Origin of the sequence: Colwellia sp. MB02u-6 (assembly GCF_014077095.1) — a bacterium.
In the GTDB taxonomy this organism is placed as follows: domain Bacteria; phylum Pseudomonadota; class Gammaproteobacteria; order Enterobacterales; family Alteromonadaceae; genus Cognaticolwellia.
The window spans coordinates 494320-518064 of the sequence record NZ_JACGVG010000027.1; the positions used below are offsets into that span (position 1 = coordinate 494320).

At 40.5% G+C, this 23745-nt stretch carries 21 protein-coding genes; 17 read left to right on the forward strand and 4 right to left on the reverse strand.

Annotation, left to right across the window (positions count from 1 at the left end; translation table 11 throughout):
• Positions 1-9 precede the first annotated feature (9 nt).
• The 14 genes from H4J46_RS04590 (at position 10) to ppsA (ending at position 14583) form a co-directional block, all read left to right on the forward strand.
• Entirely contained in the window at positions 10-411 is a 402-nt protein-coding gene (locus H4J46_RS04590; RefSeq protein WP_081149207.1) for a biopolymer transporter ExbD, read from the forward strand.
• 3 nt (positions 412-414) lie between these two features.
• Positions 415-1032, forward strand: coding sequence for an energy transducer TonB (locus H4J46_RS04595; protein ID WP_182232343.1), 618 nt, complete (start codon positions 415-417; stop codon positions 1030-1032).
• Between the two features lie 2 nt (positions 1033-1034).
• Positions 1035-2294, forward strand: coding sequence for a lipopolysaccharide assembly protein LapB (locus tag H4J46_RS04600; RefSeq protein WP_182232344.1), 1260 nt, complete (start codon positions 1035-1037; stop codon positions 2292-2294).
• A 235-nt stretch (positions 2295-2529) separates the two neighbouring features.
• Complete coding sequence (locus H4J46_RS17090; protein WP_259363252.1) at positions 2530-2652, forward strand: hypothetical protein; 123 nt, start codon at positions 2530-2532, stop codon at positions 2650-2652.
• A 21-nt stretch (positions 2653-2673) separates the two neighbouring features.
• The gene (locus H4J46_RS04605; protein WP_182232345.1) at positions 2674-3057 is read left to right on the forward strand and encodes a response regulator; all 384 of its coding nucleotides are present in this window, start codon (positions 2674-2676) and stop codon (positions 3055-3057) included.
• Between the two features lie 54 nt (positions 3058-3111).
• Positions 3112-3657: an adenine phosphoribosyltransferase gene (gene apt, locus H4J46_RS04610; protein ID WP_182232346.1), complete on the forward strand. Its 546-nt coding sequence runs from the start codon at positions 3112-3114 to the stop codon at positions 3655-3657.
• A gap of 9 nt (positions 3658-3666) precedes the next feature.
• On the forward strand, positions 3667-5883 hold the full coding sequence (gene dnaX, locus H4J46_RS04615; protein WP_182232347.1) for a DNA polymerase III subunit gamma/tau: 2217 nt from the start codon (positions 3667-3669) through the stop codon (positions 5881-5883).
• Positions 5884-5950: 67 nt separating this feature from the next.
• Positions 5951-6277: a YbaB/EbfC family nucleoid-associated protein gene (locus H4J46_RS04620; RefSeq protein WP_220462923.1), complete on the forward strand. Its 327-nt coding sequence runs from the start codon at positions 5951-5953 to the stop codon at positions 6275-6277.
• Positions 6278-6578: 301 nt separating this feature from the next.
• Positions 6579-8357 (forward strand): acetate--CoA ligase, encoded by a 1779-nt coding sequence (gene acsA / locus H4J46_RS04625; protein WP_182232348.1) that lies wholly within the window; start codon positions 6579-6581, stop codon positions 8355-8357.
• Between the two features lie 37 nt (positions 8358-8394).
• Positions 8395-9408: a pyruvate dehydrogenase (acetyl-transferring) E1 component subunit alpha gene (gene pdhA / locus H4J46_RS04630; protein ID WP_182232349.1), complete on the forward strand. Its 1014-nt coding sequence runs from the start codon at positions 8395-8397 to the stop codon at positions 9406-9408.
• On the forward strand, positions 9405-10406 hold the full coding sequence (locus tag H4J46_RS04635) for an alpha-ketoacid dehydrogenase subunit beta (protein ID WP_182232350.1): 1002 nt from the start codon (positions 9405-9407) through the stop codon (positions 10404-10406). Before pdhA ends, H4J46_RS04635 begins: the two co-directional genes overlap by 4 nt.
• A 50-nt stretch (positions 10407-10456) precedes the next feature.
• Entirely contained in the window at positions 10457-11773 is a 1317-nt protein-coding gene (locus H4J46_RS04640; protein ID WP_220462924.1) for a dihydrolipoamide acetyltransferase family protein, read from the forward strand.
• The gene (locus H4J46_RS04645; protein WP_182232351.1) at positions 11770-12015 is read left to right on the forward strand and encodes an acyl carrier protein; all 246 of its coding nucleotides are present in this window, start codon (positions 11770-11772) and stop codon (positions 12013-12015) included. Before H4J46_RS04640 ends, H4J46_RS04645 begins: the two co-directional genes overlap by 4 nt.
• A gap of 54 nt (positions 12016-12069) precedes the next feature.
• On the forward strand, positions 12070-14583 hold the full coding sequence (gene ppsA / locus H4J46_RS04650; RefSeq protein WP_182232352.1) for a phosphoenolpyruvate synthase: 2514 nt from the start codon (positions 12070-12072) through the stop codon (positions 14581-14583).
• Between the two features lie 3 nt (positions 14584-14586).
• On the opposite strand, the gene H4J46_RS04655 is transcribed toward ppsA, so the two are convergent.
• Genes H4J46_RS04655 through fdhF form a run of 3 tightly spaced genes read right to left on the reverse strand, consistent with a single transcriptional unit; the run spans position 14587 to position 18770 of the window.
• Entirely contained in the window at positions 14587-15543 is a 957-nt protein-coding gene (locus H4J46_RS04655; protein WP_182232353.1) for an FAD-binding oxidoreductase, read from the reverse strand.
• Positions 15536-16576 (reverse strand): 4Fe-4S dicluster domain-containing protein, encoded by a 1041-nt coding sequence (locus H4J46_RS04660; RefSeq protein WP_182232354.1) that lies wholly within the window; start codon positions 16574-16576, stop codon positions 15536-15538. The genes H4J46_RS04655 and H4J46_RS04660 overlap by 8 nt, the downstream gene beginning before the upstream one ends.
• Positions 16557-18770, reverse strand: coding sequence for a formate dehydrogenase subunit alpha (gene fdhF, locus H4J46_RS04665; RefSeq protein WP_220462925.1), 2214 nt, complete (start codon positions 18768-18770; stop codon positions 16557-16559). The genes H4J46_RS04660 and fdhF overlap by 20 nt, the downstream gene beginning before the upstream one ends.
• Positions 18771-18887: 117 nt before the next feature.
• On the opposite strand from fdhF, the gene H4J46_RS04670 reads away from it, so the two are divergent.
• From H4J46_RS04670 to H4J46_RS04680, 3 genes are all read left to right on the forward strand, one after another.
• On the forward strand, positions 18888-19706 hold the full coding sequence (locus tag H4J46_RS04670) for a formate/nitrite transporter family protein (protein ID WP_182232355.1): 819 nt from the start codon (positions 18888-18890) through the stop codon (positions 19704-19706).
• 122 nt (positions 19707-19828) lie between these two features.
• Complete coding sequence (locus H4J46_RS04675) at positions 19829-20146, forward strand: inorganic pyrophosphatase Ppa (RefSeq protein ID WP_182232356.1); 318 nt, start codon at positions 19829-19831, stop codon at positions 20144-20146.
• 66 nt (positions 20147-20212) lie between these two features.
• The gene (locus H4J46_RS04680) at positions 20213-20641 is read left to right on the forward strand and encodes a TerB family tellurite resistance protein (RefSeq protein WP_182232357.1); all 429 of its coding nucleotides are present in this window, start codon (positions 20213-20215) and stop codon (positions 20639-20641) included.
• Positions 20642-20861: 220 nt separating this feature from the next.
• Here H4J46_RS04680 and H4J46_RS04685 read toward each other — a convergent pair whose 3' ends face one another.
• Positions 20862-23654: a cation-transporting P-type ATPase gene (locus H4J46_RS04685; RefSeq protein WP_259365677.1), complete on the reverse strand. Its 2793-nt coding sequence runs from the start codon at positions 23652-23654 to the stop codon at positions 20862-20864.
• Positions 23655-23745: the final 91 nt, after the last annotated feature.

Sequence of the window (23745 nt, forward strand, 5' to 3'; positions counted from 1 at the left end):
GATATTCGAATGGCACGTAAACGTATTCGTGAGGACGAAGAAGCAGTTATAGATATGACACCGATGCTTGACATCGTATTCATTATGCTGATTTTCTTTATCGTAACTACTTCTTTTGTTAAAGAAGCTGGTATTGAAGTTAATAAACCTAAAGCGGCAAATCAATCGAAACAAAAGTCAGCTAATATCTTTGTTGCAATTAAAGATAATGGTGAAATTTGGTTAGATAAGCGTCGTGTAGATGTTGAACGCGTAGCGGCCAATATTGAAAAATTATTGGCTGAGCAACCAACTGATGTTGTAATCATTCAAGCTGACAAAGACGCTAAACATGGTGTAGTTGTTAAAGTAATGGATGCAATTAAAGAAGCGGGCATAGACAGAATATCTATCGCTGCAGCTAAGGGGTAGTCTATGGTTCGCTTTTTAGTATCTATACTACTAGGCGCGGCAGTAACATTTGCTTTGTTTTCTTTTATGGCCTTCCTTGTTTCTAGCGGTGATAGAACCAAGGAAGTAGGATTAGAGAATATCATTGTAGAAGTTAATACGACGCCACCTAAGTCAGCTGCTGAACGCCGTCAACGTGTTCCGCCGCCGCCGCCGCCGCCGCCTAAAACGCCACCTAAGCCTCAAGCTCCAGAGCCTGAAGCGAATAACGACTCGGGTGGATTAACGTTTAATATGCCTGGTGTACAGTTAGCCGGAGCAAATGCAGGTATTTCTGCACCCGGTGCTGGTTTTGGTCGTGACGGAGATGCAACACCAATAGTTCGTATTGAGCCTAAATACCCAATACAAGCTGCTCGTGATGGTAAAGAAGGTTGGGTTACGCTTTCATTTACTATCAATGAAATTGGTGGTGTTGAAGATGTTGATGTCATTGAAGCAGAGCCAAGACGTGTTTTCGACAGAGAAGCTAAACGAGCTTTGCGAAAATGGAAGTACAAACCAAAAGTTGTTGATGGCAAAGCTATGAGACAACCAGGTTTGACCGTAAGACTTGACTTTAAAATGGATGGAGGGAATTAGTAATGAATAAGATTTTTTCATCTTTACTGTTAATTATTTCAGTTGTTCTAATTCAATTGCCAATAGCTGGAGAAGTATCTGCAGCTGGTGCTGAAAAGTCTGAAAAACCAAAGCGTAAAACACAGCTTGTTGGTCCTAGTGTCGGTAAAAAAGTAGCAAAAGCCTTCGAAGCTTATTCAGCGGATGATATTCCAGGTGCTTTAGTTATTCTTTTAGATATTGATGCTAGTAAAGACTACGACAAAGCTTATGTTTCTCGTTTTATAGCAGTCATGTATGCAACTATGGGTGATCAAGAAGCTAACGCTATTAAATACCTAAAAGTAGCTGTTGCACCTGATATCCTCAATGAGCGAGATCATGGCGATGCGATCAAACTGTTAGCTGATTTACAGATGCAGACCAAGGCTTATGAAGAAGCACTAGTTAATTATAAAGCTTGGATGGATTTTACGGGTGAATCTGACGGTAATACTTGGACGAAAATCGCTAATGCTCATTATGCGTTGAAACAATTAGATGAAATGATTGTGCCAGCTGATAATGCGATTGCGGCTTATGGTGACAAGCAAAACAAAAATCCTTATATATTGAAGATCACTTCATTTTATGAAAATAAAAAATATAAAGATGCTGTTAAAACGCTTGAAACTGTTATTCAAATATTCCCAGAAGATAAAACTTGGTGGACGCAGTTAGGTATGTTCTATCTGCTAGTTGAAGATTACCAGAAAGGTTTACAAACACTTGATCTGGCTTATAAACAAGGTTTCCTTGTTAAAGAATCTGAGATTAAAACACTAGCAAGTTTATATTCGCAAAATGTAGTGCCATATAAAGCAGCGATACTGTTAGAAAAGCATATCGATTCTGGCTTAGTACCACGTGATGATAAAAATTTATCTTCACTAGCTAACGCTTGGCACGCTGCTCAGAATATTGATAAAGCGGCTAAATATTATGGCGAATTAGCTAAAATGACAAACCTTGCTAAACATTACAGCAAAGAAGGTATGTTATTAAAGCAAGATGAGCAATTTGAGCCAGCGATCGTAGCGTTGACTAAAGCAATAGAGCTTGGTGTTAAAAATGAAGGTAGACTGCAAATGAGTATTGCAGAATCTCACTTTTATTTAGAACAATATAAACAAGCTTATAAAGCGATTAGTTTAGCAAGGAAAGATCCTAAAACCCGTAAGTCAGCTAAGGGTTGGGAAAGCTTTATTAAAGACACAGCACGACGTAAGAACGTTTCTATCTAATCTTTATACTTAATTAATAGATATGAAACAAAAAACCAGCCAATTAGGCTGGTTTTTTTATATCTTGAAGAGTTACTTACTCAATAATGACTTCGCAGCACATTAATTTCAAATTTCAAATTTCAAATAAAACATTAAATATAGTTAAGTTAGTTGTTCTAAATCAAATAAAGCTACTTTTAATAGCTTTTTTAGACTACAATCCGCGCCGTTTAGTCAATCAATTGGAATGCCAATGTCAGAAGAAAACTTCAAAGATAGTTCGTCTAAGCGTCATTTATTTGCCGCGTTATTTGTGATGTTCGCAGCACCTTTATTACCCATGTTGGCTGGTTGGTTTACATTATTGTCAAATTAACCAACAGCAGTTTTATTTAAAATGAAAATTCTTGTTGTAGACGATAATCCAGTAATACTTAATAGCCTGAGTGATCTATTATTCGCTCAAGGTTATTCTGTCAATACAGGGTGTCACGGTCTAGATGCCTCTGAAAAGTTACAAAACGAATACTTCGATTTAGTGATCGTCGACCACTTGATGCCTATCATGAATGGGATCCAGCTAACTAAACACATGCGCCAGCATAAAATGTATCTAGATACACCGGTTATTCTGATGACAACGCAAGGTCATCAATCGTTAAAACTGATTTGTAATACCAACTTATTTTCAGCGGTAATTGATAAACCGATTGATGTACAAAACCTACTTAAATTGATAAACGGCTTACTATCGGTAAATACTCACTCTCAGTTACTATAATCTTTCAATGAATTGCTTTATTCTGTAGCTAAAATATTTTTCGACGCTTAGAATATGACTGAAACACAAATCAATACACTTAAATCCGCAATTCACACCATTCCAGATTATCCAAAACCCGGTATTATGTTTAGAGACGTAACGGGTATATTGGATGATGCTGAAGCATTCAAACTCACCATAGACATTTTAGTAAATAAATTCAAAGCGGGTGGTTTTACCAAAGTAGTGGGTACTGAAGCGCGTGGTTTTCTTTTTGGAGCTCCGTTAGCATTAGCATTGGGCTTAGGCTTTGTTCCAGTGCGCAAGCCAGGTAAGTTGCCAAGAGCTACATACAGGCAAGACTACCAGCTGGAGTATGGTCACGACACCTTAGAAATTCATCAAGATGCGTTAACCCAAGATGATAATGTTTTAATTATTGATGATCTACTGGCAACAGGTGGCACTATTGAAGCAACCACCAAGCTGATAAGACGTACAGGTGCGAAGGTAACAGATGCTGCATTTGTTATATCATTACCAGACTTAGGTGGTGAAAAAAAACTCGAAGACATGGATTTATCTGTGTTCTCTTTACTGCAATACGCTGGTGATTAAGGCTGAAGAATGAGCTATCAGGTTTTAGCAAGAAAATGGCGACCAAAATCCTTTAGTGAGTTGATGGGCCAAGAACATGTTGTGACTGTTTTGGTTAATGCCCTGACGCAACAAAGGTTACACCATGCCTATCTGTTTACTGGAACTCGTGGTGTTGGCAAAACTACCATCGCAAGAATTTTTGCTAAAAGCCTAAATTGCGAAACAGGCATCACAGCAAGGCCTTGTGGCATTTGCGATGCTTGTGTGGATATCGATCAAGGTCGCTTTGTAGATTTACTTGAAATTGATGCTGCTTCACGCACTAAAGTTGACGATACTCGTGAAATTTTAGATAACGTACAATATGCACCAACAAGAGGTCGATATAAGGTCTATTTGATTGATGAAGTTCATATGCTATCGCGCAGTAGTTTCAATGCCTTATTAAAGACACTTGAAGAGCCCCCTGAGCATGTAAAGTTCATCCTTGCGACTACTGATCCACAAAAATTACCCGTTACGGTACTTTCCCGTTGTTTACAGTTTCATTTAAAAGCGCTGACGATTAAACAAATTAGCGATAAAATTATTGAAATACTAACAAAAGAAACCGTATCATTTGATGACGAATCAATTGCTATGCTGGCTAAAGCAGCCCGTGGCAGCATGCGCGACTGCTTAAGTTTGACCGACCAATGCATTGCGCAAGGTAATGGCCATATAACTAGAAATGACGTGCAGCAAATGTTGGGGGGTGTTGACCGAGACTGGGTCTTTAAAATTATCATCGCCTTATTAAAACAAGACTCTGCAGCTTTAATGCAGCTTTCACTGGTTATTGCCTCATATGCGCCAAGCTATAGCCGATTGTCAGCTGATCTAATCCAACTACTGCATCAAATCGCGATGACGCAAGTGGTTAAAGCTAATTTTAGCTTGCCGGTAGAGCACCAACAACTGCTAACGCGTTTCTGTCAGTTAATGTCGCCTGAAGATGTTCAGTTGTATTATCAAATAGTGTTAACTGCCAGAAAAGATTTACCTTATGCAGATGATGAACAAGCTGCATTTGATATGATGCTACTTCGCTTACTTGCTTTTAAACCGGTTGTTAATAGCCATAATTTACCCGAAGCAGGTAATGAAATATCTAATGATATCTCGCTTAGTGACTCAACGTCATTAGCTCATGCTAGCGCTAATATAGATGAAAACCTCATTCCAGAAAAAAAATCAGCCTTACCAGAGACTGTGGAAGATATTAAACAGCAACCAAGCGTTAATATAAATGAAGACAAATCGATTCCAGAGCCAGGTATAGCCCCTGATCAAGAACTTGAAGCGAATGATGTTTTAGCAGAAGAAATGCGAGCAATTGAACATCAAGCTCATACGCTTATTGAGCCAATACCCGCAGAGAATATATTACAATCTGAGCAGAGCAATAGTGATCAAAACATTATTGATCAAAGCCCTATGGAACAAGGCCCTGTTGATCAAAGTCTTATCGAGCAAAACCTTACTACTAATCATGGTGATGAAGATAAAACTGTTGTTAGCACCACTAACAATAGTTCAGATTTACAACAAGATAAAGATGACAAAAAAGTATTCGAATCACCCGTTGCGGCAGCAATCGCGACACGAAACATGCTCAGAAGTCGTAAGAAGTCAATGGAGGATAGCGGAAAAAAGCCTAATGGCGCTGCCTTGCGCCCATCATTAGCCACTAGAGAAAATGCCAGTGTCGACACGGTAAAAAATACCGCTGTAGAGCAGCCTAATGTTCCTGAACTAGCAAGATTACCTGAGCAACCTTATAATGAAGGTGTTATCAATCCAGCGACGATTAAATTAGCAAACCAAGTTGATAAATGGGCACATATGATTGACAGTATGTCTTTGCTCGCGCGGCTAAGGCAGCTAGCAATCCACGCTACTATTGATGATAGGTCTACTGACGATTTATTGATTTTACAACTAGATCAGTCAATTAAGCACTTAAATAGTGATACTGCACATAAGCAATTAGAAGCACAAATATCTGAGTATTTACAACGTAAAATTACCGTTGAATTAAATATTGTTGAAAAAACCGTTTCAGATCCTTATCAGATCCAAGCGGACATTAATGCCAAGCGTTATGAATATGCACAGCAAGTATTAGCTGAAGATGAAATTGTTATTGCACTGCAACAACAATTTCAAGCTAAGCTTGACCAAGAAACTGTTGTAGCGCGTTAATCGCTACTTGAACTTTTAGCCGTTAACTACTATCTTTGGCGGCATATTACATTTGGAGAGAAAAATTATGATGAAAGGTGGCATGGGTAACTTAATGAAGCAAGCCCAAGACATGCAAGCTAAAATGGCAAAAGCACAAGAAGAGCTAGCCAAAATGGAAGTGATCGGCGAAGCAGGTGCAGGTATGGTTAAAGTGACTATGACAGGTAACCACAACGTACGTCGCGTTATTATCGATGACAGCTTAATGGCAGACGATAAAGATATGCTTGAAGACTTAGTCGCCGCAGCAATGAATGATGCTGTACGTCGTGTTGAAGAGCAAAATAAAGATAAAATGGGTGCTTTAACGGGTGGTATGCAAATGCCTCCTGGGATGAAAATGCCGTTTTAATTCTAAGATCTTATAAATAGCGCCTTTTGGCGCTATTTTTTTGGGTGTCGTGAGGTTATTTAAAGCGAGGTGCTTATAAATCCCACCTAACTTGGTTGGAATTTCTATATTTTATTTGGCTTACTTTACGATACCTAAGGGGTAATCTCTCTCTGATATTTCACATCTCCCTGTTCATACTCTTCGATATAACGCCTGCTGTTTATTGTGTTTTCATCTGATGTAGATCAGTCAAAGCGAACGTAAAAAATCAGATGAACACTATACTTTTTATATCGTTTGCTTGATTGATTTTGCTCGCATGTCAGAAAATATAATTAATAAGATGTCATATAATAGCCGTGATACAAATTTGCATGATTATCAGCAGACTTGTGATGACTTTAATTGGCAAACAGACATCAAAAAAACACTTAATATTGCCTATCAAGCCGTTGATAAGCATTTAAATACCAGCATTGAAAACAAAGTAGCACTTCGCTGGCTTGGTAAAGATGAAAAATTAATTGATTATAGTTACCGTGATTTAGCAGAACAAACCAGCCTTTTTGCTAGTGTGTTAGCTAAGCTAGGTTTTGAACCAGGCGTACGGGTATTTAGCTTAGTGGGGCGATTACCGCTACTGTATATTTCAGCACTAGGTACGTTAAAGTTTGGCGGCGTTTTTACCCCCTTATTCTCTGCCTTTGGCCCTGAGCCTATACGTTCTCGCATGGCGATAGGCGAGGTTAATGTATTAGTTACCACTAAGCGTTTATATGATAAAAAAATTGCCACTTGGTGGCAAGAACTGCCTCATCTTAAAGTCATTCTATTCATCGATAGTCCTGAACATGAAAACATTTCAGCTGCCTCTTCTCATACCTTAGACAAAGGCTGTCATTGGTTAACCATACTGCTTACTGATGCTGACACAAGATATCCCTGTGCTAAAACTCATGGTGATGACATGGCTTTGCTGCACTTTACCAGCGGTACAACGGGTCAACCTAAAGGTGTTATTCATGTGCATCAAGCGGTGGTTGCCCATCAATCTTCGGCAAAGTACGCCTTAAACTTAAAACAAGACGATATTTATTGGTGCACTGCTGATCCTGGCTGGGTGACGGGTACCTCGTACGGCATTATTGCGCCACTTTGTTTGGGCGTGACAATGATTGTTGATGAAGCTGAATTTGAAGTTGAGCGTTGGTATAACATTTTACAGCAACAAAAAATAACCATTTGGTATACCGCGCCAACCGCGATTCGCATGTTGATGAAAGCAGGATCAGCTATTCGTGAACAATATGATTTATCCGCGTTAACCTTCATCGCGAGTGTTGGTGAACCTTTGAATGCTGAAGCCGTACGATGGAGTGAAAAAGTACTGGGTTTACCTTTTCATGACAACTGGTGGCAAACAGAAACTGGCGCCATCATGATTGCTAATTTTGCCAGTCAGTCAATAAAACCCGGTTCAATGGGCTTACCCTTACCAGGCATTACGGCCGCTATTGTTAAGCGTAATGAACAAGGGAACATTGAAACAATAGAGGAAGCTATGCAAATTGGTGAGCTGGCATTAAAACAAGGCTGGCCTTCAATGTTCCGCGGCTATTTGCATCGTGAAGAAAAATATCAACAGTGCTTTCAAGACGGTTGGTATTTAACTGGCGATCTCGCTAAGCGAGACGCACAAGGCTATTACTGGTTTGTAGGTCGGGCTGATGATTTGATCAAATCATCAGGTCATTTAATTGGACCATTTGAAATTGAAAGTGCCTTGATGGAGCATGAAGCTGTCGCTGAGGTGGGTGTTATTGGTATTCCTGACGAAATTACCGGGCAAAGGGTTAAAGCCTATGTGACGTTAAATCCTGATGTCGAATGCAGTGAGCACAACTTAGCCGCATTACAAAAAGAGCTAAAAGGTTTTGCTCGTAAAAAATTAGGCGCGGCAGTTGCACCTAAGGAAATAGTTTTTCGAAAAAATTTACCTAAAACTCGCAGTGGTAAAATAATGCGGCACTTATTAAAGGCACGTGAACTCAATTTACCCGAAGGTGATATTTCCACCTTAGAAAGTGATGAACAGTAATGTTCAATAAGAAGGTAATGAAAAAGAGTAATAAAAAATGAATGATAAATTACATCTTGATAAAGCGCACTTACTTGAACAATTAAAGCAAATGTTACGCATTCGTCTTTTTGAAGAAAAATGCGCTGAGCTTTATGCACAAGAGAAAATACGAGGTTTTCTTCATCTTTATATTGGCGAAGAAGCCGTAGGCGTGATGGCGGCGCTTTCCCCAGAAGATAACATTGTGGCCACTTATCGTGAACACGGTCACGCGCTTGCGCGTGGTTTATCAATGCAGTCTGTGATGGCTGAAATGTATGGTCGCACAAATGGTTGCAGTAAAGGGCGTGGCGGCTCTATGCACCTATTTGATAAAAAACAGCACTTTTATGGTGGCAATGCCATTGTTGGAGGTGGTTTGCCTTTGGCCACAGGTTTAGCTATGGCCAATAAGCAACTGAAAAAATCAGCGATAGCCGTGTGTTTTTTTGGTGAAGGAGCCGTGGCAGAAGGTGAGTTTCATGAAGTAATGAATCTTGCCGTGTTATGGCAATTACCTATACTATTTATTTGTGAAAACAATGGTTATGCCATGGGTACGGCATTGGCCTTATCTGAATCAGAAACCAATATTGCCAAAAAAGCACACAGTTATGGCATGCCAGCGTGGCAAGTCGACGGTATGAATGTGGTCAACGTGGAAGCGGCAACGACTAAAGCCGTTCAGTACGTTAGAAGTCATCAACAACCTTATTTTTTAGAGTGTCAGACTTATCGTTTTCGAGGGCATTCAAGCTTTGATGGCCAGTTATACCGTGATAAAGCAGAAATAGAACAGTGGAAAAAGCATGGCCCTGTAAAGCAATTAAAGCACTGGTTGATACAAAATCACCAGCTCAGTGATAATGACTTTAACCGCATTGAATCACAAATTAAACAAGAGATAATCGAAGCCATTAACTTTGCCGAGCAAGGACAATGGGAGCCGGTTGAAGATCTTTGTAAAGATGTTTATAGCCCAGCAACACCGAAAATAAATACCAAGGCAGAACAAGGAGGCTTGGCATGAAGGTTCAAACAAACAGTAGTGAAAAGATGACTTACCGTGAAGCCTTACGTGCGGGTATTGAACAATGCCTAAACGACGATGAACGTACATTTTTAATGGGTGAAGACGTTGGGCGTTATGGTGGCTGTTATGGCGTAAGTAAAGGCTTGTTTGAACATTATGGCGCAGAGCGAATTATTGATACGCCGCTATGCGAATCAGGTTTTGTCGGGGTAGGTATCGGCGCTGCGTTAGGGGGGATGAGGCCGATAGTAGAGGTGATGACCGTTAATTTTAGTTTGTTGGCAATGGATCAAATTGTTAATAGCGCCGCCACGTTACGCCATATGTCAGGTGGTCAACTTAATGTTCCCGTTGTTATTCGCATGGCTTGTGGTGCTGGCTTACAACTGGCCGCGCAACATTCTCATAGCTGGGAAAATTTATACGCCCATATTCCTGGTTTAAAAGTATTAAGCCCAGCAACACATAACGATGCCCGTTATATGCTATCACAAGCAATACAAGACCCTGATCCTGTGCTTATTTTTGAACATGTCATGCTATTAAATAATCAAGGTGAGGTCTTTAATGCACCAGACGCTGATATGGAAAAAGCCGTAGTGCGTAAGCAAGGTACAGATATTACCCTGATCACCTATGGGGGCAGCTTACCTAAAGTTTTAATGGCCGCCTGTGCGCTTGAGGCATTGAATATTAATGTCGAGGTTGTTGACTTACGTTGTTTGCGACCATTAGATAACCACACTATTTTAGCCAGTGTTAAGAAAACACACCGCGCTATTATTATTGATGAAGGCTGGAAAACCGGCAGTTTAGCAGGTGAAATCAGCGCTATTATTATGGAGCAAGCTTTTTGGTATTTAGATGCGCCAGTACAGCGAGTTTGTACTCAAGAAGTGCCTATTCCTTACCCAAGTCACCTCGAACAAGCGGCTTTACCTCAGGTAGAACAAATCATCCGTTGTGCAACAATTTTATTTGCAGGTGAACAATAACGCTGCGCTTTAACGTTCAGCAGGTAATGTAAAATAGAGGAAAGGCAAGCATGAAAAAATCCATAGACATTACTATGCCATCACTGGGGGCAGATATGAGCGAGGGCATGTTGGTCGAGTGGTTAGTCAAGGTAGGTAATAAGGTAAAACATGGCGATGTTATTGCCGTGCTTGAAACACAAAAGGGTGCTATTGACATGGAAGCCTACTACGACGGCATTATTACCGAGTTATTAGTTCAACCGGTAAACACTGTCCCTGTCGGTAGCGTATTGGCAAGGATGGACATCGAAGAAAAGTCACTAAATGAATCGAAAAATCAAAACACCAGCACTGAAAACATCATCAAAGAACCAATAACTACTGAAGAAATAATTGATGAAAAAATAACACCTGAAAAAATAAAACCCAAGCAAATAATTGATGAGCCGGTTTTATTATCGGCAGCAGCCTTGACAGAAAAAACGTTAATAAAACCGCAAAAAAAATCGACTGAAAAGCTAAACATCAATATCAAAACTAATAGTAATAACAAAACCAATAGGGTACTTGCTTCGCCCATTGTTCGTAAAATAGCAAAAGCACAGCAGCTAGATTTGTCGAGGATTAAAGGCAGTGGTCCTAATGGTGGCATCATACTAAAAGATATTACGCAGATAGCACCCAAAACACGGTTAACTGTGGGCGAGCCATTAACAAATATGCGCAGCGCAATCGGGGCTGCCATGACCAAATCTAAGCAAGAAATCCCCCATTTTTATCTGAGTGTAGACCTGCCTATAAACAAGGCGCAGCAATGGCTGCAACAAGCCAATAAAGACAAAACACCCCAAACACATATTTTACTTATTGCACTAGTACTTAAAGCGGTTGCTATAAGCTTACAAAAATATCCGCAATTAAATGGCTTTTACCAACAAGATCATTTTGAGCCAGCAAGTGAAATCAATATTGCCAATGTCATTAGTTTACGAGGTGGTGGGGTAGTTGTACCTGCATTGCGCCATGTAGAACAGTTATCGGTACTCGAAATTATGTCTGCTTTGCGTGATATCACGCGTCGAAGTCGAGCGATTGAACGTGGTGAGCGTTTACGTAGCTCAGAACTGATGGGCGCTACAATTACCATAACCAATATGGGCGAGCGTGGTGTTGATCAAGTTTTTGGCATTATTTATCCGCCACAAGTCGCTATTATCGGTGTTGGTAACGTAAAAGAAGTGCCACAAGTGTGCGATGAAAAAATTGATATTGGTGAGCAAATAACGCTTTGTTTAAGTGCCGATCACCGAGTAGTTGATGGCATGCTCGCGGCTAAGTTTTTAAATAGCTTAGCTAAAAATTTACAAAAACCGGAACAATTATGAATGCAACAGAAATCGAGCACTTGATTATTGAGGCTATACAGGAAGTTGCGCCTGAAGTTGATAAAAACACCATTGATTTTGATGAAGATATCCGTGAAGAGTGTGATTTAGACTCAATGGACTTTATTAATTATTTAGCGGCGTTGCAAAAATCAACGGGAATAAAAATTATTGAGGCTGATTACCCTAAATTTCATAGTATTAATAGTGCGTTAGCTTTTCTTAACGACAAGAAAAGCTGAGTTTATAGTCGGTAATCTCGAGTGGATAATGTCGAGCGGATAAAGGTGATAAATATGCAATCAAAACAACAAGCGCAAACTATTTTTTGGTTTGAGCAATTAACGCTCGCCAACCTCGAGCAAGTGGGTGGAAAAAATGCCAGTTTAGGCGAAATGATAGCCAATATGAGTGAAACAGCTGTGCAGGTACCTATTGGTTTTGCGACCAGCGCGCAATTATTTGTCGATTTTTTACAACAAAATAAGCTCAATGAAAAAATAAAACATCATATTGATGCCTATGGTTCAGCACAACAAAACTTGGCCACTACCGGCAGTGCGATCAGAAAGTTAATTGCTCATGGTGACTTTACCGAGCAGCAAAACAATGAAATTACCCAAGCCTATCAAGAATTATCAAAGAGAATACAAGAAAATCAACACGACAAACTTAATCAAAATGACTTAGTAAACCAAGCCCCCTATATGGCCAGTGTTGCGGTAAGAAGTTCGGCTACCGCTGAAGATTTACCCGAAGCAAGCTTTGCCGGACAACAAGAGAGTTACTTAAACGTTATCGGTATTGAACATTTACTGATCGCCTGTAAACAATGTTTTGCTTCGCTTTATACCGACAGAGCCATTGTTTATCGGGAAAAACAAGGCTTTGAACATGAGAAAGTCGCCTTGTCGATTGGTATTCAACAAATGATTAATGCTCAAGCAGCAGGGGTGATGTTCACGCTTGATACCGAAACAGGCTTTAGTGATGTTGTTGAAATCAATGGCGCATGGGGATTAGGCGAAACAATAGTAAAAGGCAGCGTTACGCCAGATAGATTTATGGTTTTTAAGCCATTGTTAGCACAAAATATAGAAGTTACCGCTAGTGAGCAACAGCACAAGTTTAGACCTATTATTGAAAAAAAATGTGGCAGCAAATTAGAGAAAATGTGCTTTGCCCATGCGGATAAATCAAAAAATATCCATATCAGTAAAGTAGCAGCAAGTACTGAAACGCTAGCAACCAGTATTGAAGAACGTACCAGCTTAGTTTTATCTGATGATGAAATACTGCAACTGGCAAGCTGGGCGGTAATAATCGAGAAACATTACGGCAAAGCCATGGATATGGAATGGGCAAAAGATAGTGGTTCAGGGCAGCTTTACATCGTTCAGGCCCGTCCTGAAACAGTAGAATCACAGAAAAATCATTCGGTATTAGTCAATTATAAACTGAAAGAAAAATCAAAAATACTTGTGCAAGGTGCCAGTGTTGGCAGTGCTATTGCTACGGGTAAGGTGTTTAAAGTCGTTAACCCTGAAGATGTTGAACATTTTCCTGAAGGCGCTATGTTAGTGACTCAAAAAACTGATCCTGACTGGTTACCTTTAATGCGTAAAGCGGCAGGTATTATTACCGATACGGGTGGACCAACAAGTCATGCAGCGATTGTTAGTCGTGAGCTAAAAATTGCCGCGATTGTTGGCTGTGAAAATGCCACCCAAGTGCTAAAAAATGATCAAGAAGTTACCTTAAGTTGCGCCCAAGGCACACTCGGTATTGTTTATGAAGGCAGATTAGCTTTTGAAACTGAAGAGGTAAATTTAGCTGACATACCTCACACAAACACAGATATTATGATCAATGCCGCGATGCCCGATGGTGTTTTTAAATGGAGCGCTTTGCCGGTTGCGGGGATAGGTTTAACCCGCATAGAGTTTATTATTTCCAGTCAAATAGGGGTGCATCCTATGGCGTTATTACACCCTGAAAAAGTGACCAATAGTAAAGTTAAACAAAAAATTAGCGAATTATGCCGTGGCTATGCACAAGGTGGAGATTATTTTGTTGATAATCTTGCGCTAGGGGTCGCTAAAATTGCCGCTTCACAGTACCCAAAGCCTGTCATTGTGCGCATGTCAGACTTTAAATCTAACGAATACCGTGGTTTATTGGGCGGGGAGTTTTTTGAACTGACCGAAGAAAATCCTATGCTAGGTTTACGTGGGGCCTCACGGTATTACCATAAACTTTATCGCGAAGCTTTTATGTTGGAATGTCAGGCGATTGTTAAAGTGCGAGAGCAAATGGGGTTTGATAATGTCATCGTGATGATCCCATTTTGTCGCACACCTGATGAAGCAGATAAAGTGCTTGCTGTGATGAGTGAAGTGGGGTTAACGCGTGGCAAAAAGGGCTTGCAGGTTTATGTTATGTGTGAAATACCGTCTAATATTATTCTAGCAGCAGAGTTTGCTCAGCGTTTTGATGGTTTCTCTATTGGCAGCAATGATTTAACTCAACTTGTTTTAGGTATAGACCGTGATTCAACTGAGTTAAAAAGCTTATTTGATGCGAGGAATGATGCGGTTAAAAGTATGATTGCACAAGTGATAAAAGTCGCTCATGAGTGTGGTTGCAAAGTAGGGATTTGCGGACAAGCCCCTTCGGACCATCCTGAATTTGCCGAGTTTTTAGTGGCATGCGGTATTGATTCTATTTCATTGAACCCTGACTCAGTTGCTAAGGCTAGCGTACATATTGCCTTAGCAGAAAACACGATAAATAAGCAAAAAAATCTTTAATGATTAATGTGCTTTGAGTTGCTGTAAAGCCTGCCAGCTAAAGGTTGGGCCACTTTTACAAACATATTGATGCTTGATGTAACAATGGCCACATAAACCAACGGCGCAATGCATGCGTCGTTCAACTGCAAGGAAAATGGCATTACTTGCCATGCCATGCTCAGTCAAATAAGTGGCGGCACTACTCATCATCAGCTCTGGGCCACAAAGCAGCGCCGTTGTGGGTGGGCGAGTAAAAGTGCTCAGCGCTGTGGGTAATATCATTAAAGGGCTACCTTGAAACGTAGTTGCACATAATTCATCACTAGTATTAGCATTGGTATTAGCATTGGTATTAGCACGGATATTGTCATTGATATTACTACTAGGATGTTCATCAATGGCATCAAGAGTATTAAATATCTTGATCTGCTTTTGCCAACGCGCACGTTCTGGGGTTAACATCTGCGCGGCTTTATTACGAGCACCATAGACTAAGGTGAGTTGCTGTTTATTTTTGGCTTTATCAGCTAGAGCATCAGTTGGTTTGTCAGGTGAGTTGTTAGTTAGTTTGTCAATTAAAGTCACTAAAGGCGCTAATCCGCAGCCACCAGCAATAATTATCGTATTATGATTAACAATTTTATCCAGCGGCCAGCCACGACCAAAAGGGCCTCGCGCACCAAGAATAGCGCCGGGTTGCATGGAGAATAAAGTTGAGGTGACTTGCCCCATTTGTCGAATAAAAGCTTTAAACTCACCTCGTTCATTGGGTGGTTCGGTAAAGGTGAAGGGGGCTTCGCCTATGCTAGGGACATTGAGCATAAAAAACTGTCCTGGTTGTACTTGTTGCCAATGATGTGGATGATTTTTATTTTTACTTTGTGCTAAATTTAACAGCCGAAACAAATAATGACGTGCCTGCTCACCATCATCAATGTAATCCACTAACTCAATACAATCAGGAATATGACTAAGCATGAGTCACCTCAGGCCCATTTTCTTGACCACCTTCTTTAGTTATGCGCTTCATCACTGAATGTACACCAATAACACCCGGACAGGTTTGTTCACAACGACCACAGCCTACACAGCCATGGCGAGAAAATTCGGTGAAAAATTCATCAGCAAACTTATGCTGCCAAAAACGCTCTACTCTCGTGCCTGCTTCTGCCGAGGGATTATTAAAGCTTGCCTCTCGTTGAAAACCTTCATAAAGACAAGAGTCCCAAAAACGCTGCTGACTAAACTCATTGTTGTCTTTTTTTATCGCTCGGGTGCCATAGCAAGAACACGTTGGGCAGAGCGTGGTGCAACCAGAACAACCCAGGCATTGTATGGCTAACGTTTGCCAAAAATCATCAGTTATTGTCCCTGAATTTAATTTTTTTATACCATCAGTGATGTATTTATCATCAGGAAACTTTTGTTCACATTGATGTAATGCTAAGTCTCTTTGGGTTAAATAATGCCAGTGTGTTTCTATCAGGGCTAATGCTTGTAATGCTTCTGCACCTTTACTTGTTTGTTCAAGGACTAGCCATTTATGACCTAGCGGGTGTAAAACAATATCTGCGTGCTCTTCTCTTACACCAGGCCCTGCATTCACCGTCGGACAAAAACCATGCTCACAAGGATTAATACAATCAAGCCCTACCAGTAAGCATTGCTGGCGTCTTGCCTGATAATAGCGATCGTCTTTAAAAAATTTATCTTGATAATGAATAGCCGTTAAATCACAGCTTTGTACGCCAAATAAAACAAAAGGCTTAGGTGTAGGCAAGGTTTCTTGAAAATATTCACCATTAAAAACGAGTAAACTTTCTTGTTCGGCAAAAAAGAAGCCTTTGGCTGAGCTTTGTGGTTTGTCATGCACTAAAGGTTGAGTTTCGTCACTGGCGAGTTGTTGCCAATGATATTGGCCATTGTTGTTTGTGACCACCTGATGAAATTGATAATCCTGAGCTAAATGTGCTTGCAAATGCTGCAAGTCATCAAGTAAATAAATTTTCATGTTTTGGCTCCTGCTGCAATTGCTCGATTGTTTTTGGTATTTGCCCTTGCGCTAATGCTGCAACCATGACCGCACAGGCTTTTAACTCAGGCATTTTTGTGATCGGATCTTGCGCGGTATTGGTCAGTTGGTTCGAAGGCGCTTCTTTAAAATGATAAGGCATGCTGACCAGTCCGACAGGCACGTCATTAGTGATCATCGCTCTGGTTTCTAAATAACCTCGCCGCGATTTAACGCTGACAGCGCCTTGATGGCTGATATGAAGGTTGTTGGCATCAATGGGATTAATAAATAAAATACCAGCGGGTATTTCTCTTTCTAACAAAGGCGAGTTTCGGGTCATTGAGCCACAACCATAATGAAAATGTAGCCGATTGGTGGTCAGTTGCAATGGAAAGTTTTTATCAGGCATTTCATCGATATCACTGTGGTTTACTGCAATTAATCTTGCTTTGCCAATAGGAAAAATTGTACTGTGTAAAATGGCGGTACCCTTGGGGCTGTCATTAGTGCAGGGCCATTGTAAGCCGTAATCATCCTCAATTTTTTGATAATTCATCGCTTGATATGGCGGAGTTAGGGCGGTCATTTCATTAAATACCTCTTGTGAATTTGACCAGTTTAGTTGCTCAGATCCCATTTGTTTTGCCAACGCTTGTAGCCATTGCCAATCACCTTTTGCTTGCCCAACAGGCGCGATAACTTGGTTTAATTTCTGTACTCGGCGTTCACAATTAGTAAAGGTACCTTCTTTTTCGGCAAAAGAAGCCGCGGGTAAAACAAAGTCGGCGAGCTTTGCTGTTTCGGTTAAGGTGAGTTCAGCAACAACCAATAAGTCTAAATTTTTGAGTGACGATTTAACATGGTTTTGATCTGGGTCGGTCACTACGGGGTCTTCTCCAAACAGTATAAGTGCGCGAAACTCTCCCGATAAAGCGCCCTTGGTCATGCCTAATGAGGTTAATCCTGGGGCCTTTGCTAGTTCTGTATGCCAAGCGTTACTAAACTTTTCATGCGCTTTTTCATCATCAACATTTTGATAGCCTGGATAAACATTAGGTAAGCAGCCCATGTCACAAGCACCTTGAACATTATTTTGTCCTCTAAGTGGATTGACCCCAGTCCCCGGTTTACCAATATGGCCACAGATTAACGCTAAATTAGCCAAAGAAATGACATTATTGGTGCCGCTCATGTATTGGGTGATGCCCATGCCATAAAAAATCATTGCCCGTTTCGCTTGACTATATTGCTTTGCGGCTTGGTAAATATCTGCGGCTTTAAGGCCTGTTATTGCTTCAACTGATATTGGCGTAATATTTTCAACGTGTTTAGCTAGGTGCTCAAAACCTTCGCAACGTTGATCAATAAAATCTTTGTCATACCATTTCTCTTTGATGATGACATGTAACATTGCATTTATCAGCGCAATATTACTGCCTAACTTGAGCTGTAAATGCAGTGGCGCTAGTTTCGCCAGGCGTATTTTTCTTGGATCTATGACGATTAATTTACAGCCATTGAGGTGTGCTTGCATAATATGGCCACCTAAAATACTGTGGTTCTCTGTCGGGTCGGCGCCAAAGACCATAATCAAATCAGTGTCGAAAATATCTTTGGCACTATTGGTCATTGCGCCAGAGCCTAAAGACTGCTTTAGTCCGGCAACAGTTGGGCTATGGCAAATACGGGCACAATGGTCGATATTGTTTGTTTTTAATACCGCCCGAGCGAATTTTTGTGCGGCGTAGTTATCTTCATTAGTCGCTCGAGCGCTACTAATAACACCGACACTGTTAGTACCACTATATTCAATAATCTGAGTTAATTCTTCAGCAATGCTGACAAGGGCTTCTTGCCAACTAATGGGAAAAAATTGATGATTAATACGTTTTAATGGTTGTGTTAAGCGGTTTTTATCCGTGATGGCATAGGCGGTACTCCAGCCCTTATCACAGAGTTTTCCTTGACTAATAGGATGTGAGGGTTGTGGCTCAACGCCGATCAGTTTACCTTTTTCGTCTACAGATAAAGCTATACCACAACCTACGCCACAAAAGGGACAAATAGTATTTATCAGTTTATTAGCCACGTCTAATCCCCCGTTACTTTGATTAAAATTTGATTGAAATTCACCGGTAAAGCCAAGATTCACATTGAGTATAGAGTCTAAAAAACGCCTGCTTATCGGCAAAACCTTGCTTTGTCTGATATAAATCAGTCAACACTTAGATAAGTATATTTTATGAACAGCTTAGGTTTATTCTTAGGTTTTAAATTATTAATATTTGCTCGCATAAGGTTTATTGATATGTCTGATATATTTGGTTCTGATGCCTTTTTACCCAAAGAAATCGCCCAGCGTGTTAATGATGTAGGTGTCGCTAAAGTAGGTTTGCCATTTTTATCGTTATTGATGTTGGGTATGCTTGCGGGGGCATTTATTGGCTTAGGCGCCCTTTATTTTGTCTTGATAAAGTCAGATGCCAGCTTGGGTTTTGCTATTAGCCAAGTGCTAGGAGGGGTAGCATTTTCTCTGGGTTTAATTTTAGTCATTGTTGCTGGCGCGGAGTTATTTACCGGTAATAACCTATTAGCGATGGCGTGGGCCGAAGGTAAGATATCGACAGCCCAGATCTTAAAAAACTGGCTTGTTGTTTTTTTTGCTAATTTTACCGGGGCAGCAGGCCTTGCGGTATTAGTCTTTCTGTCGGGTCATATTGACATGAACCAGGGTGCTATTGCTGAGCAATATATCAAAATAGCCCTTATTAAAAGTAACTTGCCCTTTTGGAGTGCTTTTTTTAAAGGCGTTTTATGTAATGTCTTGGTGTGTATGGCAGTTTGGATGGCCTTTGCGGGGCGAAGTGTTACAGATAAAGTGATGGCTATTGTTTTTCCTATTTCAGCTTTTGTTGCCGCAGGATTCGAACATTGCATTGCTAATATGTACATCATTCCTTTGGCGATGTTAGCGCAGACTTTTGGCAACACCGATTTGGCTGTTGCTGCGATAACTTGGTCTGGATTTTTTAGTAATTTAGTACCGGTAATGATGGGTAATCTTGTTGGGGGGAGTTTTTTTGTTGCTTTGGTTTATCACATTATTTATCGGCGTAATCATAGTTAATATTAGCTTAAAATAATTGCATCACTCACAGTTAAACTCAGGCCTAAGCTCAGGTCCTAAGTTCAGGTCCTAAGTTCAGGTCCTAAGTTCAGGTCTAAGCTCCCAGCTAAATAAGGTCGGTTATGTCATATTTTATTATTGCAGCCCAAGGTACTGAATTAGTTAAGTATCATCTCGCTTTTAATATTACAGCATTTAAAAATGAGCATGTGGCTTTTTCTGGTGCTTTGGGTAAACACCCCTATGATACCAATAAAGTGGTATTAATTGCAGAACCCTATGCCAAAAATACGCAGTATTATGAATTTAATAGTGCTGATATAGGCTTGATTGAAAAACTACCTAATCTTATTAATAGCCATGGCGAAGATGCTGTTATGGTTCTGCTTTGGATAAAAAAAGGCTGTGTTGCCATTAGCAGTTCAGTAATTTTTGTTTGAATCTCAGCCGATCTAATCTCAATATCAGCACCATGCTCTGCACAAGTATCAACATAGGAGGTAAGTATGTTTGAATCATTCAAACACTGGTTTGAAGCCACAAATCAAGAAAGCCAATTATTTGAGCGTCCAAACTCACTGAACCTTCACATCGCATTGGCTGCTTTGCTCTATCATGTGATTAGTGCTGACGGTTTGGAACATAATAATGAAAAGCAAGAATTTACACTTATTATGGCAAAGGAGTTTCAGCTGTCAGAACAACAAAGTATGGTGCTTTATCACTATGTGAAAAATCTTAAAAGTGATTTGAAATCTGATTTGTTCACGATTGATAAGTACCTAAAGAAGAATCCTAATTTACGTATGGCATTCATGGATAAATTAAATCAATTGATTGGCGTTGATGGTGTTGATAGCGAAGAGCTGAATATATATTATGAAACATGGAAAGTTGCATTTCCAGATCTTGTTCAACAGCTTAGGGATAAATAATGAATAGAGTTTTAAAAAAATTAACTGAGCAGTAAGCCAAATACTCATTAGCTGATTTTTGTTAAAATTTTCACCTAAAGCAACTAAAGCCAATGTGCTATTCATTTTTCCAACAATATAAAAAGCTTACCAAAAAATATTTGTTAAACCCTTGCCTACCGTTATCCTCCAACTAATATGACGATTAACCGTTTGTAAAATTAGACAGTGGCTATAGTATTTATGATGTGATTTTTTCTGTACGTCGCCTAAAATATTTTTCCCCCTCGACTAAAAACAATACCGAAGAAGAAACAAGAAAAATACGTAGCCATACAGTTAAGTTAATGTCTGTTGTGCCAAACAAAGACTGCATCGGTTTTAGGTAGGTAAAACCTAACTGTAAAAAAATCAGTATAACAATAGCGATTAATACATAACGATTGCCCGTTAGTCCGGCCCAATTAAATATACTATTTTTCAAATAGCGTGAGTTAAATAAATAAAACACCTCAAACATAACCAAGGTATTCACCGCTACTGTGCGTGCATGCTCAATGCTCATACCTAATTTCATTTCCCAAATATAAAGGCCGACTGTTCCACTCATCAAAATAACAGCAACAAAACTGATACGCCAAATTAAGTGGGGTGTTAGCATAGGTTCATTGGAATTACGTGGTGGGCGTTTCATCACATTTTTTTCAGACGGTTCAAATGATAATGACAATGCCAGAGTAACGGCGGTCACCATGTTGACCCAGAGAATTTGTACTGGCGTTAACGGTAACTGATGAAAACCAAATAAAATTGCCGCCAAAATGATCAGTGCTTCGCCACCACCGGTGGGCAGAATAAAAATAATCGACTTTTTGATATTGTCATAAACGGTGCGTCCTTCTTCTACAGCATGAATGATAGAGGCAAAATTATCGTCTAGCAATACCATTTCAGCAGCCTCTTTGGCCGCTTCTGTACCCTTATGCCCCATAGCTGTGCCGACATCAGCACGTTTCAGTGCAGGGGCGTCATTCACGCCATCTCCGGTCATAGCAACAATTAACCCCAGCTCTTGTAACAGCCTAACTAAAAGTAACTTATGCTCCGGATTGACACGTGCGTACACATCAATATCTTGGATGCGCTGGCGTAATTCATCTTCACTCATGAGGTCTAGTTCCTGTCCGGTCAGTACATCGTCAACATTAACTAGGTTGAGTTGTTGGGCGATAGCGCGCGCTGTAACACCATGGTCTCCGGTAATGATTTTTACCCTAATACCCGCGGTATGGCAGACTTTTATCGCCTCTATAGCTTCTTCACGAGGCGGGTCAATCAAGCCAAACATACCTAATAAAATGAGACCGTTCTCCACGTCACTAAACTTTAATTCCAGCTGTTTATCGTTGACTGGCTTAACAGCAATAGCCAATACGCGCTGGCCTTGATGAGCCATTTCATGAATATGGTTTAACCAGTAATCACTGTCTAATGTCTGAACACCTTGTACTGTTTTTTGATAGGTACACATCTTTAAAATACGCTCGGGGGCACCTTTTAGGAAAACAAAGGCATCACCTGTTTGTTTATGGTGGAGTGTCGCCATAAATCGATGTTCAGATTCAAAAGGAATCAGATCTGTGCGGGGATATAGCTTAGTCTCTGCCTCAAGGTCTAATCCAGCCTTGATACCTGATACTAATAAAGCGCCCTCCATGGGGTCACCATGAACTAGCCATTCTCCCTCTTTTAGTTCTAGTGAGGCATCATTGCATAGCACAGCAGCCCTGATAGCCTCCAAAAGAAGTGACTTCTCCTCAGGAAAAACATTCGTATCTGATAACATTATTGAGCCATGAGGATCGTAGCCGGTGCCAGTTAGTTCAAATAAACTGCTAGTCGTGGCAATCATTCGAACCGTCATTTCATTGCGCGTCAGCGTACCTGTTTTGTCAGTACAAATGACATTCACGGCCCCTAAAGTTTCCACGGCAGGTAATCTACGGATAATAGCATTTCGTTTTGACATACGCTGTACACCAATCGCTAGGGTGATTGTCATAATGGCAGGTAAACCTTCTGGAATTGCCGCTACAGCAAGGCTGACAGCGGTAAGAAACATTTCAGAGAGTGTATAATTTCTTACTAGTGAACCAAAAATAAATGTAAACATGGCAATCGCTAAAATGGCGAGTGTAAGCCAGCGTCCGAACTGGGCTATTTGACGTAATAATGGCGTTGTTAGTGAGTCTACTTGTGATACGAGCTTACTAATGTGCCCAATCTCAGTTTGTGCGCCTGTTGCAATAACCACGCCGCTGCCCTGGCCATGAGTCACAAGAGTGCCTGAGTAAGCTAAACATCGACGGTCAGCTATCATGGACTTTTGTGCAACAGAATCTGTGATTTTCTCTACTGCTATAGACTCTCCTGTTAGCGCTGCCTCCTGTATTTCAAGCCCTTTAACATTAAATAGTCGTAGATCTGCGGGGACCTTATCACCCGACTGCAACATCACGATATCACCGGGTACTAAGGCCTGTGCAGCGACACTTATTTTTTTGCCATCACGTAACGCCATGGCATTTGGAGAAAGCATTTGCCGAATAGCCTTCAAAGCATTCTCGGCCTTACCCTCCTGCACGAAGCCAATCATGGCATTAATCATAACAACAGCTAGGATCACACTTGTATCTACCCAATGACCCAAGATTGCGGTAACAGCACTCGCTGCTATTAAGACATAAATGAGAATATTATGCAGTTGGTATAAAAAACGCACTAATAAACCACGTCCCTTTGGTTCGGGTAATGTGTTGGGTCCATATTTTGTCAGTCTTTTATTTACCTCATCTTTTGATAGTCCACTCGGTGTTGCCTCGAGTAATTCAAAGACTGTTTGTACCTTTTCAGTATGATAACTGTTTGACATCCTTATCCCTCCAATAGCTATGCTAATATCTGAATGCACTAAACATTCATCACCTGAATCAATATCTGAATTACCAACTGAAGAGTACGCGTTTACACTCATTGTCGAACTGACAAATATCAGTTCTCCCCCACAGCAGCCATGATAGCCTTTATATTCAAGACTAATTTTTGGAGTGAATTTCTGTGGCTGA

Coding starts and splice junctions, on each gene's coding strand:
- H4J46_RS04675 (WP_182232356.1), top strand. CDS start 19,829: ATGTCATATTTTATTATTGCAGCCCAAGGTACTGAATTAGTTAAGTAT.
- H4J46_RS04635 (WP_182232350.1), top strand. CDS start 9,405: ATGAAGGTTCAAACAAACAGTAGTGAAAAGATGACTTACCGTGAAGCC.
- dnaX (WP_182232347.1), top strand. CDS start 3,667: ATGAGCTATCAGGTTTTAGCAAGAAAATGGCGACCAAAATCCTTTAGT.
- H4J46_RS04685 (WP_259365677.1), bottom strand. CDS start 23,654: ATGAGTGTAAACGCGTACTCTTCAGTTGGTAATTCAGATATTGATTCA.
- H4J46_RS04605 (WP_182232345.1), top strand. CDS start 2,674: ATGAAAATTCTTGTTGTAGACGATAATCCAGTAATACTTAATAGCCTG.
- pdhA (WP_182232349.1), top strand. CDS start 8,395: ATGAATGATAAATTACATCTTGATAAAGCGCACTTACTTGAACAATTA.
- apt (WP_182232346.1), top strand. CDS start 3,112: ATGACTGAAACACAAATCAATACACTTAAATCCGCAATTCACACCATT.
- acsA (WP_182232348.1), top strand. CDS start 6,579: ATGTCAGAAAATATAATTAATAAGATGTCATATAATAGCCGTGATACA.
- H4J46_RS04655 (WP_182232353.1), bottom strand. CDS start 15,543: ATGCTTAGTCATATTCCTGATTGTATTGAGTTAGTGGATTACATTGAT.
- H4J46_RS04660 (WP_182232354.1), bottom strand. CDS start 16,576: ATGAAAATTTATTTACTTGATGACTTGCAGCATTTGCAAGCACATTTA.
- H4J46_RS04680 (WP_182232357.1), top strand. CDS start 20,213: ATGTTTGAATCATTCAAACACTGGTTTGAAGCCACAAATCAAGAAAGC.
- H4J46_RS04645 (WP_182232351.1), top strand. CDS start 11,770: ATGAATGCAACAGAAATCGAGCACTTGATTATTGAGGCTATACAGGAA.
- H4J46_RS17090 (WP_259363252.1), top strand. CDS start 2,530: ATGTCAGAAGAAAACTTCAAAGATAGTTCGTCTAAGCGTCATTTATTT.
- H4J46_RS04640 (WP_220462924.1), top strand. CDS start 10,457: ATGAAAAAATCCATAGACATTACTATGCCATCACTGGGGGCAGATATG.
- H4J46_RS04620 (WP_220462923.1), top strand. CDS start 5,951: ATGATGAAAGGTGGCATGGGTAACTTAATGAAGCAAGCCCAAGACATG.
- H4J46_RS04600 (WP_182232344.1), top strand. CDS start 1,035: ATGAATAAGATTTTTTCATCTTTACTGTTAATTATTTCAGTTGTTCTA.
- H4J46_RS04595 (WP_182232343.1), top strand. CDS start 415: ATGGTTCGCTTTTTAGTATCTATACTACTAGGCGCGGCAGTAACATTT.
- H4J46_RS04670 (WP_182232355.1), top strand. CDS start 18,888: ATGTCTGATATATTTGGTTCTGATGCCTTTTTACCCAAAGAAATCGCC.
- ppsA (WP_182232352.1), top strand. CDS start 12,070: ATGCAATCAAAACAACAAGCGCAAACTATTTTTTGGTTTGAGCAATTA.
- H4J46_RS04590 (WP_081149207.1), top strand. CDS start 10: ATGGCACGTAAACGTATTCGTGAGGACGAAGAAGCAGTTATAGATATG.